Below are 9,984 nucleotides of genomic sequence, written 5' to 3' on the forward strand. Positions count from 1 at the left end.
CCGCCGAGAGGCGGGTCTTGAGGCGCTTGGCCATGTCTTCCCCTTGGAATCTGTGGTCGCGCCACACCAAGAGGAGGGCGCCTATCAACGGTCAACTTACCGATACCTGAGTGCGCTCACAACCTTTTCTCAGGTTTTATTACCCGCCGGTCACGTGATCCACGTCGCGAGGGATCGAGTCGCTACTTGTCGACGTCGCCGACGACGAAGAACATCGAGCCCAGGACCGAGACCATGTCCGCCACCAGGCACCCGGGCAACAGCTCACGCAGGACCTGGACGTTGTTGAAGGAGGCCGAGCGCAGCTTCAGCCGCCACGGGGTCTTGTCCCCCCGGGAGACGAGGTAGTACCCGTTGAGCCCCAGAGGACCCTCGGTCGCGGTGTAGCGCTCGCCCTCGGGCACCTTGAGCACCTTGGGCAGACGCAGGTTGATCGGCCCTCGCTCCAGCGAGCGCAGCCGCTCCACGCAGGCATCGGCCAGGTCGAGGCTCACGTGCGTCTGCTCCAGCAGGACCTCGAGGCGGGCCAGCGAGTCGCCTGCGGTCCGGGTGACGACGCGGCCGGGGCCCCCTGCGCCGAAGAGCTCGCCGTAGGTCAGGTACGGGGCATCGCGTCGCAGGTCCATGTCGACGCCGCTCGCGCGAGCGATCGGCCCGGAGACGCCGTAGGCGCAGGCGAGCTCGGGGGAGAGGACGCCGATGCCCCGCGTCCGGGCGTCGAGGATCTCGTTGCCGGCGATGAGCGACTCCAGCTGCGGCATGCGGGCACGCACGGCAGCGACCGCCGCGCTCACCCGGTCGAGCCACCCCGCGGGCAGGTCCTCCTTGAGTCCGCCGACGCGGTTGAACATGAAGTGCATCCGCCCGCCGGAGATCTCCTCCATGACGGCCTGGATCTCCTCGCGCTCGCGGAAGGAGTAGAAGATCGGCGTCATCGCGCCGAGCTCGAGCGGGTAGGAGCCGAGGAACATCAGGTGGTTGAGCACCCGGTTGAGCTCGGCGAGCAGGGTGCGCGCCCACGTGGCCCGCTCGGGCACCTCCATGCCGAGCATCGCCTCGACGCCCAGCACGACGCCGAGCTCGTTGGCAAAGGCCGAGAGCCAGTCGTGCCGGTTGGCCAGGACGGTGATCTGCCGGTAATCACGCACCTCGAAGAGCTTTTCGGCGCCACGGTGCATGTAGCCCACGATCGGGTCCGCGGAGACGATGCGTTCGCCGTCGAGGACGACCCGCAAGCGCAGGACCCCGTGCGTGGCGGGGTGCTGCGGGCCGATGTTGAGGACCATGTCGGCGCTCGCGAGGGATCCGTCGCCGACCCCGACGTCGAGGGTCCGGGTGCCTGCGGGGCCCGGGGTGCTCGTCATGCCCGCCAGTATGCGCCAGCCCGTGTGCGGCGGGTCCTTTGGCACGATGGCCGGGTGGGACGCCAGCGACGAGCAGCGGGCGCGGGGCTGGTGACCCTCGCGCTCGGCCTCGGCCTGCTCGCGGGCTGCAGCGATGACTCCGGCGAAGGTGAGAGCGCCACCGGTGTCGCGTCGGTCGAGTCCCCGGCCGTGCTGGATCCATGGTTCGACGCCGTGCGACGCGACGACCGCGATCCCGCACGGCTCGTCGTCCTCGGCGACTCGGTCAGCGAGGGCTATGGGTTGGCCGGCCACCTCGAGCGGCGGTGGGTCGACCGGCTGCAGGCAGGGCTGCGCACGCGATCGGGCACGCCGGGCTGCCCGACGACTCCCGGCGGGTGGCAGGGCACCACCTCGCTCGTGCCGGCTGACTACCGGGCCCCCACGCTTCCCGACCCCGTGGTCATTGGTGCGACCGTGCCCGCGCCCACGCTCGGCCCCGGCGGTCGAGGCCGCACGCTCAAGCCGGGGGGTGCCGTGACATGGACCGTCACGGCCGACTCGGTGGACGTCGGTTACCGCACCCGCTTCGCCGGGGGGCCGCTGAGCATCGAGATCGACGGGCAGGTCCCCGCGGACGGTGTGGTGTCGACGGACACCGACCCGCAGGCCGAGCGCCAGGTGTGGTCGTCGGGAGACCTCGGGCCGGGCGTCCACACCGTCACGGTGCGCAATGCCCTGCCGCGGAGCAGCTCGTCGTGGGCTACGGTCACCGACCTCACCCCCTTCCGCGGGGACCGGGACCGGTGCGTCCACGTGCTCGACGCGTCCCGCTCCGGGGTGTCGGCCCGGACCATCGCCCAGACCCCGTCGTACCTGAAGGACTCGCTCTCCCTCGATCCCGACCTGCTCCTCGTGCCCCTGGGGTTCAACGACCTTCGAGCCGGCATCCCGGCGCCGGAGTTCGGCCGGAGCCTGGACTCCCTCATCCAGCAGGCGCGGGGCATGGGTTACGAGGGGCCGATCCTGTTGGTCGGCTGGTTCACGCCGGAGCCGGGTGCCGGTGGGCCGACGTGGTCGGGATACCTGCAGCAGATGCACGCCATGACCGGCCACGACGGGGTGAGCTTCGTCGACCTGTCGGTGGTCCTGCCGCCCGCAGACCCGGGGTCCCGCTACTTCATCGACGGTCTGCACCCGTCGGCCGCCGGGCAGCCGCTCATCGCCGACAGCTTCCTCGAGATCCTCGCCCCGCCGGCGGAGGACGTCACCCGGCCCGCCACCTCGTCACCGGACGCGTCGTAGCGCCCACACGAAGCCGCCGGGCCCCGAGCCCGTGAGTGCCGCTGCTTGCGAGGCCGAGGAGAGAGCGGCGAGATAGCGGGCCGGATCCGTGCGAGCCAGCTCCAGCGGCGGGCGGGTGCCGTCGAGGCCCAGGTCACGCAGCAGGTCCCCCTGTGTGTGCAGCTCGTCCGCCCCGAGCGAGTCCATCGCCACGTGGGCGGTGATGTCACAGCTCCCATCAGGGACGGGGAGGCAGACGCTGCCGGCGGCGAAGCCGACGAGCGTTCCGAGCGGTGGGCGGGAGTCGCGCAGGTGTCCGTAGTCGACCGCAGCCACGAGCCCGGAGCCGACGCGGTCGATGAGGGCGGCGAAGGCGGCGTCCCGGGTGCGCCCGGCCTCCACCCGGTCACCGGGCGCGTGGGGGCCCGGCCAGTGCTTGTCGGACCAGTCGCGGTCCGGTCCTGGCAGGAGGTCACCGAGCGTCTCGGCGCCGTCGTCGCCGACGAGGACGGTGCGCAGCCGACCCTGTCCATCTGCCTGTGCGACCGGGCAGGGCACGACGTCGAGCCACTCGTGGGCGAGGACGAGAGCGTCCATGGGCGAGCCGAGGTCGGGGACCTCGGCGCCCCCGGGCGAACGCCTCCACTCGACACGGGCGGGCAGCCGGTCCGGACGCTCGACGATGTCCACGCCGACCAGGCGGATCGACGGATCGGCCTGGGACGCAAGGCTGCTCAGGAGCTCGCCCCGCCCGCAGGCGACGTCGATGATCGTCGTGAGGGACTCCCTTCGCGCCAGCTCGAGGAGGGTCGTCGCCAGCAGGTCTGCGGCCGGCCCCTGGGCGGAGGTCGCGAAGTGGCCGGCCGGGCCCTCGGCCCTCCGGTAGAAGCCGCCCTCTCCGTACAGGGCCTCGCCCCACGCCTGCTCCCACGTCCGCGCCATGCGCATGACCTTATGGAAGGACGCCTCTCGGGCGCACGACCTCGAGGAGATGCGAAGGGGGCCGCGGCTGCCGGGTAGCGTCTGGCCGGTGACTATGCCTGCGCCACCCCCGGTCCCTGCGCGTCCCACCCTCAAGGTGGGTGTGGTCGGCGCCGGTCGGGTCGGCGCCGTCCTCGGCGCGGCCCTGCGCTCTGCCGGCCACGAGGTCGTCGCCGTCTCTGCCGTCTCCGAGGAGTCGCGCGAGCGTGCCGACGTGCTCCTGCCGGGCGTGCCCGTGCTGCCCGTGCCCGAGGTCGTGCAGTCGGCCCAGCTGGTGCTCCTCGCCGTCCCCGACGACGCTCTGGCCGATCTCGTCGCCGGGCTGCACGCGACCGACACCTGGGTGGCCGGGCAGCTCGTGGCCCACACCTCCGGCAGGCACGGGCTGGCCCCCTTCGCTCCTGTCGCCGACCGGCTGCTGCCGATGGCGATCCACCCGGCCATGACCTTCACCGGGACCAGCCTCGACCTGCACCGGCTCACCGAGTGCTGCTTCGGCATCACCACGCCGGAGGCGCTGCGCCCGGTTGCCGAAGCCCTCGTCGTCGAGATGGGCAGCGAGGCGGTGTGGGTGCCCGAGGAGGCCCGCGGTCGCTACCACGCAGCTCTTGCCCACGGCAGCAACCACCTCGTCACCCTCGTCGCCCAGGCGATGGAGATCCTGCGCTCGGCGGGCATCGAGCCCGCTGACCACGTCCTGCGCCCGCTGCTCCAGGCGAGCCTGGACAACGCGCTCTCCTCCGGCGACGGAGCGCTCACCGGACCCGTGGCGCGAGGCGACGCGGGTACCGTGGCCGCGCACCTGAGCGAGCTGTCTTCCCTCTCGGAGGACATCGGTCCTGCCTATCGGGCGCAGGCCCGGGCGACCGCGCTGCGCGCCTCGCGCACCGGCCGGCTGCGCAAGGATGCTGCCCAGACCATCTTGACCACCCTCGACGAGGAGACCCGATGACCGCCGCACCCGTCGTCGCCCGCACACGCGACGAGCTGGCACCTGCCCGCGCCGCCCTCACCGGCGGCGATGTCGCGGTCGTCATGACGATGGGGGCGCTCCACGAGGGCCATGCCCGGCTCATCCGCACCGCCCGCGAGCGCGCTGAGCACGTCATCGTGACGATCTTCCTCAACCCGCTGCAGTTCGGGCCCAAGGAGGACCTCTCGCGCTACCCGCGGACCTTCGACGCGGACCTGGAGATCTGTACGCGAGAGGGCGTCGATCTCGTCTTTGCCCCGACTCCCGATGTCATCTACCCGGACGGTGACCCGGGCGTGCGCATCTCCGCGGGCCCGCTCGGCGATGTGCTCGAGGGGCAGTCCCGACCGGGGCACTTCGACGGGATGCTCACCGTCGTCGGCAAGCTGATGCACCTGACCGGGGGCGACCTCTTCTACTACGGGCAGAAGGACGCGCAGCAGCTCCTGCTCATCCGCCGGATGGCGCGCGACATCGACTTCCCCGCGAGCGTCGTCGCCGTGCCGACCGTCCGCGAGGAGGACGGCCTGGCCCTCAGCAGCCGCAACATGTACCTCTCCGAGAGCGACCGCCAGACCGCGCTCGTGCTCTCCCGCGCGCTGCGGGCCGGGGCGGCCAGGGCGGAGGAGGGCCCCTCGGCGATCCGGCGGGCGGCCCGCGAGGTCCTCGTCGGGGAGCCGCTCGCGCTCGTGGACTACCTCGTGCTCGTCCATCCGACGACGCTCGACCACGTGCCCGAGTGGTACAAGGGAGAGGCCCTCCTCGCCGTCGCGGCCAAGGTGGGCACGACCCGACTCATCGACAACACACCTGTCCTCGTCGGCCCCGGTGGGGGAGCCCGCGAGGTCTTCTCGGACGACCCGGACGCCGCGCCGCGGGACTGATCCGCTCACTCTGAGAGAATGACCCCCGGTCATCCGCCGAGACGAAGGACACCCTCGTGCAGCGCTTCATGCTCCACAGCAAGATCCACCGGGCCACGGTCACCCAGGCCGATCTGCACTATGTCGGGTCGCTGACCATCGACATGGACCTGATGGACGCTGCCGGGATGCTCCCCGGCCAGCAGGTCGATGTCGTCGATGTCGACAACGGCAGCCGTCTGACGACCTATGCCATCGAGGGCGAGCGCGGCACCGGCATCGTGTGCATCAACGGCGCGGCGGCCCGGCTGGTCTCGCCGGGGGACATCGTCATCATCATCGCCTACGCCGCGATGGACGATCAGGAGGCGCGGACCTTCGAGCCCAATGTCGTCTTCGTCGACGGTGACAACAGGATCGTCGAGCAGTACCACGACCCGGGCGATGTGCCCGAGGGCTACGGGCTGAAGACCTCGGCGGTCACCCACCGCGACCACGCTGGGGACGGCGCCCCAGGTGCATGACCCGGCTCCGGTCGCCCTGCCGAGGTTCCTGACCTCCCCGACTCCGGGGTGGACGACGCAGGCGGATGTCCTCGTCGTCGGGTCCGGCATCGCGGGACTGACCTGCGCACTGCGGTTGCGTGAGCACGTCGACCGCGTCCTGCTGGTCACCAAGACCGAGCTGTCGGCCGGCTCCACCCGGTGGGCGCAGGGCGGCATCGCCGCAGCGCTCGCCCCGGAGGACTCGCCTGAAGAACACCTCGACGACACGCTCGTCGCGGGCGTCGGCCTGTGCGACGAGGCCGCTGTCGAGGTTCTCGTCACCGAAGGCCCCGCTCGGGTGCGCGAGCTCATTGGGCTCGGGGCACGCTTCGACACCGATGCGGCCGGCGAGATCACCCTCACGCGCGAAGGGGGACACCACCGCGACCGGATCGCCCACGCGGGCGGCGATGCGACCGGTGCCGAGATCTCGCGCGCTCTCATCGCGCAGCTCGAAGCCGTGCGGGCCGACCCCGGCATCGAGATCATCGAGCACGCGCTCGTCGTCGACCTGCTCACGACCGCCGACGGGAGCGTCGGCGGAGCCACGGTGCACGTCATCGGTGAGGGCGAGATCGACGGGATCGGGGCGGCCCACGCCCGCGCCGTCGTCCTCGCGACCGGTGGCCTCGGTCAGATCTACTCGGCGACGACCAACCCGCCGGTCGCCACGGGTGACGGCATGGCAGCCGCGCTGCGGGCCGGCGCCGCGCTCGCCGACCTGGAGTTCGTCCAGTTCCACCCCACGGTCCTGCACCTGGGGGAGGGCGCGACCGGGCAGCAGCCGCTGATCTCCGAGGCCGTGCGGGGAGAGGGCGCCGTGCTCATCGACGAGGCGGGCGAGGCCTTCATGACCGGACTGCACCCGATGGCCGACCTCGCTCCACGGGATGTGGTCGCGCGCGGCATCCTCGAGCGCATGGGGGCGACCGGCGTCGACCACGTCTACCTCGATGCCCGCCACCTCGGCGGCGACTTCCTCGAGCAGCGCTTCCCGACCATCGTCGCGCGCTGCCGCGAGCTCGGGATCGACCCGGCGACCCAGGCGATCCCGGTCGCGCCCGCGCAGCACTATGCCTCAGGTGGGGTGCGCACTGATCTGCGTGGTCGCACCAACCTGCCCGGCCTCTACGCCTGCGGCGAGACTTCGTGCACCGGGGTCCACGGGGCCAACCGGCTCGCCAGCAACTCCCTGCTCGAGGGCCTGGTCTTCGCCCACCGCATCGCTGAGGACCTCACGCAGCGGCTGGCCGCCGGCGAGCTGCCGCCCACGACGACGACGGGCGAAGGGAGCGCCAGCCTCCTCGACGCCCGTCACCGCAGCGAGGTGCAGCGCATCATGACGCACGGCGTCGGCCCACTCCGCTCCGCCGAGTCCACGAGCGGCGCGCTCGCCGAGCTGGCCGCACTGGCCGAGCTGGCCTCGGACACCGCCGAGCCCGGCCCCCTCTCGTGGGAGACGAGCAACCTGCTCCACCTCGGGCAGGCGCTGGCCACGGCCGCGTACCTGCGCGAGGAGACACGAGGTGGCCACGTGCGTCGCGACCACCCCGAGCACGACGACGCCGGGTGGGCTGCCCACTTGCTGCAGGTGCGCGACCCCGGCGACGGCGAGCTCGCCGTCATCAAGCTCGACGTCGACCTCGCGTGGCCGCAGGGCGACGAGGACGCAGCCGACGACGACCCGCTGGAGGGGACGCAGTGACGACGCCCGACTTCCCGACCGACGAGGCCCGTCGGCTCGTCGACATCGCGCTCGAGGAGGACCTTGGTCCGCGTGGGCTCGACGTCACGAGCACCGCCACGATCCCCGCGGACCAGCTCGCCACCGGCCAGGTGGTGGCTCGCGAGTCGGGGGTCCTCGCCGGTGGGCCGGTCATCGCCCTCGTGCTGGAGGGGGTCGCCGCGAGGACCGGCGGGACCTCCCCTTCGCTCGACGTGCGGATCGAGGACGGGACGCGCCTGGCGCCCGGGGACGTCATCGCCGTCCTCGACGGGCCGACGCAGCAGGTGCTCATGGCCGAGCGGACCCTGCTCAACATCATGTCGAGGCTGTCAGGCGTCGCCACGCACACCCGACGCTGGGCGGACGCGCTCGAGGGGACCGGCTGCACCGTCCTGGACACCCGCAAGACGACCCCCGGCCTGCGCGCCCTGGAGAAGTACGCCGTGCGGGCGGGCGGCGGGACCAACAAGCGGATGGGTCTCTTCGACGTCGCGATGGTCAAGGACAACCACGTGCACGCGGCCGGGGGAGTGGGCGCTGCCTACACCGCCATCCGTGAGCGGTATCCCGACGTGACCGTCGAGGTCGAGGTGGAGACGACCGAGCAGGCACTCGAGGCGCTCGCGGCCGGCTCCCGCTTCCTCATGTGCGACAACATGTCCACCGACCTGCTGCGTGCGACCGTCCACGCCGCGAGGACCTGGGCGCAGGCGCGCGGCGAGAGCGTGGAGCTCGAGGCGACCGGTGGCCTGACCCTCGACGTCGCCGCCGAGTACGGGGCCACGGGGATCGACTTCATGAGCGTCGGCGCCCTGACCCACTCCTCGCCGATCATCGATCTCGCGCTCGACCTCGCCTGACCATGCTGAGCATCAAGGGTCTGGCCAAGGGGTTCGGTGGCCGATCCGTGCTCACCGGTCTGGACCTCGAGGTTGCCGCGGGCGAGGTCGTGGCCCTCGTCGGGCCCAATGGTGTCGGCAAGTCGACTGCTCTGCGTTGCGTGGTCGGCGCGGACACCGCGGACGCAGGGGAGGTGCTCCTCGGCGAGCACCGGCTCGACACCCGTCAGCCGCAGACCAGGCGCGCCGTGTGCGCCCTGCTCGGCGACCTCGGCGTCCTGCCCGACCTCACGGTCGCCGAGCACCTCGACCTCCTCGCGCGGGGACACTCCGTGGACGACCCCGATGCGATCGTCGCGGGCGCGCTCGACGAGGCACAGATCAACCACGTCGCCGATCAGCTACCCGGGACCCTGTCGTCGGGCCAGGCGCAGCGCTTCGCGCTGGCGACGGCCATGGTGCGGCCGTGGGCGCTGCTCCTGGTGGATGAGCCGGAGCAGCGGCTCGACGACACGGGGCGCGCCTGGCTCGGTGACTGGCTCGCCGGTCACGCCCCTTCTGGCCGAGCCGTACTCATGGCCTGCCACGACCCGGAGGTGGTGCGGCGCAGCGGTGCCCGCATCGTGACCCTCGAGGGTGATGTCTGAGGTGAGCACCGAGTCGCTCGTCGGCGACCGGCAGGCCGCCCGGGAGGTCGTGCGCGCCCGTCGTCGGGCCACCCACGCGCCCAGTCCGCTGCAGGTCGTCCAGGACTGGTACGTGGGGCTCTTCATCGCCGCGACGCTGCTGACGATGCTCTTCGCCGCCACGGGGCCGGCCATCCTGCGTCCCGACTGCGACACCGCCGTGTGCCTCGGACCCGGCGGCCATGACGTGGTGGCGCTCGCCGCGGCAGCCCTCGGACTCCTCGCGGCCGTGCTCGGACTGCGGGCGGTCGGGCCGGTGTCCGCGGACCCGGGGCAGGCGAGCTGGCTGCTGTCCACGCCCGCGGACCGGGGACTCCTGCTGCGCGGCCGGGTCCTGCAGGTGCTGCTCGTCGCGGTGGTGGCCGGAGCCTCGTGGGGTGTCCTCGTGGGGTTTGCCCTGGCCAGCGGGTCGGGGCTGGTCGCGGTCCCGGTCGTCTCCGTCGTCGCGTGTGCGGTCGTCGGCCTGCTCGTCTGCCTGCTCCTCACGCCCATCACCCTGCGTCGGCAGGGAGGCTCCTTCGGGGTGGCCCAGGCCGCCCGGGCCGTGTCTGATGGCGAGCTGGCCCGAGCCGGGCAGGTGGTCCAGGCGGTGACTGCCGCCACGCTCATGCTCGACACGGTGGCCCTGGAGGTGCTGGCCGCGCGTCGTCGCCTCGCCCGACGCGGGAGGTACGCCAGCCGCCCCGGTGCCGGCGGTGCCCTGCCGGGCGTCCTGCTCCACGAGGCCCACGCCCTCGCCCGCCG

The 9,984-nt window shown here is 72.4% G+C and carries 10 protein-coding genes; 8 read left to right on the top strand and 2 right to left on the bottom strand.

Going from position 1 to position 9,984, the window contains the following annotated elements; all coding sequences use genetic code 11:
- Positions 1-182: 182 nt before the first annotated feature.
- Positions 183-1,364 (bottom strand): NADH-quinone oxidoreductase subunit D, encoded by a 1,182-nt coding sequence (locus JLI01S_RS15585; RefSeq protein WP_068266328.1) that lies wholly within the window; start codon positions 1,362-1,364, stop codon positions 183-185.
- A gap of 54 nt (positions 1,365-1,418) precedes the next feature.
- Here JLI01S_RS15585 and JLI01S_RS15590 point away from each other — a divergent pair, with 54 nt between their 5' ends.
- Positions 1,419-2,648, top strand: coding sequence for an SGNH/GDSL hydrolase family protein (locus JLI01S_RS15590; RefSeq protein WP_169797351.1), 1,230 nt, complete (start codon positions 1,419-1,421; stop codon positions 2,646-2,648).
- On the opposite strand, the gene JLI01S_RS15595 is transcribed toward JLI01S_RS15590, so the two are convergent.
- Positions 2,631-3,569 (bottom strand): SAM-dependent methyltransferase, encoded by a 939-nt coding sequence (locus JLI01S_RS15595; protein WP_068266333.1) that lies wholly within the window; start codon positions 3,567-3,569, stop codon positions 2,631-2,633. The genes JLI01S_RS15590 and JLI01S_RS15595 overlap by 18 nt on opposite strands.
- 94 nt (positions 3,570-3,663) lie before the next feature.
- Between JLI01S_RS15595 and JLI01S_RS15600 the strand changes: the two genes are divergently transcribed.
- The 7 genes from JLI01S_RS15600 to JLI01S_RS15630 all read left to right on the top strand — a co-directional run.
- Positions 3,664-4,560 carry a Rossmann-like and DUF2520 domain-containing protein gene (locus JLI01S_RS15600; RefSeq protein ID WP_068266335.1) on the top strand — a complete coding sequence of 299 codons (897 nt, stop codon included), beginning with the start codon at positions 3,664-3,666 and terminating at the stop codon, positions 4,558-4,560.
- Entirely contained in the window at positions 4,557-5,465 is a 909-nt protein-coding gene (gene panC, locus JLI01S_RS15605; RefSeq protein WP_068266337.1) for a pantoate--beta-alanine ligase, read from the top strand. The genes JLI01S_RS15600 and panC overlap by 4 nt, the downstream gene beginning before the upstream one ends.
- A gap of 56 nt (positions 5,466-5,521) precedes the next feature.
- Positions 5,522-5,968: an aspartate 1-decarboxylase gene (gene panD, locus JLI01S_RS15610; RefSeq protein WP_068266338.1), complete on the top strand. Its 447-nt coding sequence runs from the start codon at positions 5,522-5,524 to the stop codon at positions 5,966-5,968.
- Positions 5,961-7,694, top strand: coding sequence for an L-aspartate oxidase (locus JLI01S_RS15615; RefSeq protein ID WP_218005532.1), 1,734 nt, complete (start codon positions 5,961-5,963; stop codon positions 7,692-7,694). The genes panD and JLI01S_RS15615 overlap by 8 nt, the downstream gene beginning before the upstream one ends.
- The gene (gene nadC, locus JLI01S_RS15620) at positions 7,691-8,575 is read left to right on the top strand and encodes a carboxylating nicotinate-nucleotide diphosphorylase (RefSeq protein WP_068266340.1); all 885 of its coding nucleotides are present in this window, start codon (positions 7,691-7,693) and stop codon (positions 8,573-8,575) included. The genes JLI01S_RS15615 and nadC overlap by 4 nt, the downstream gene beginning before the upstream one ends.
- A 2-nt stretch (positions 8,576-8,577) precedes the next feature.
- Entirely contained in the window at positions 8,578-9,201 is a 624-nt protein-coding gene (locus JLI01S_RS15625) for an ABC transporter ATP-binding protein (protein ID WP_068266341.1), read from the top strand.
- Positions 9,194-9,984: DUF6297 family protein (locus JLI01S_RS15630; RefSeq protein WP_245634655.1), on the top strand; the 791-nt coding region annotated here is incomplete at its 3' end. The genes JLI01S_RS15625 and JLI01S_RS15630, both read left to right, overlap by 8 nt.

Source organism: Janibacter limosus NBRC 16128 (assembly GCF_001570985.1).
GTDB lineage: Bacteria > Actinomycetota > Actinomycetes > Actinomycetales > Dermatophilaceae > Janibacter > Janibacter limosus.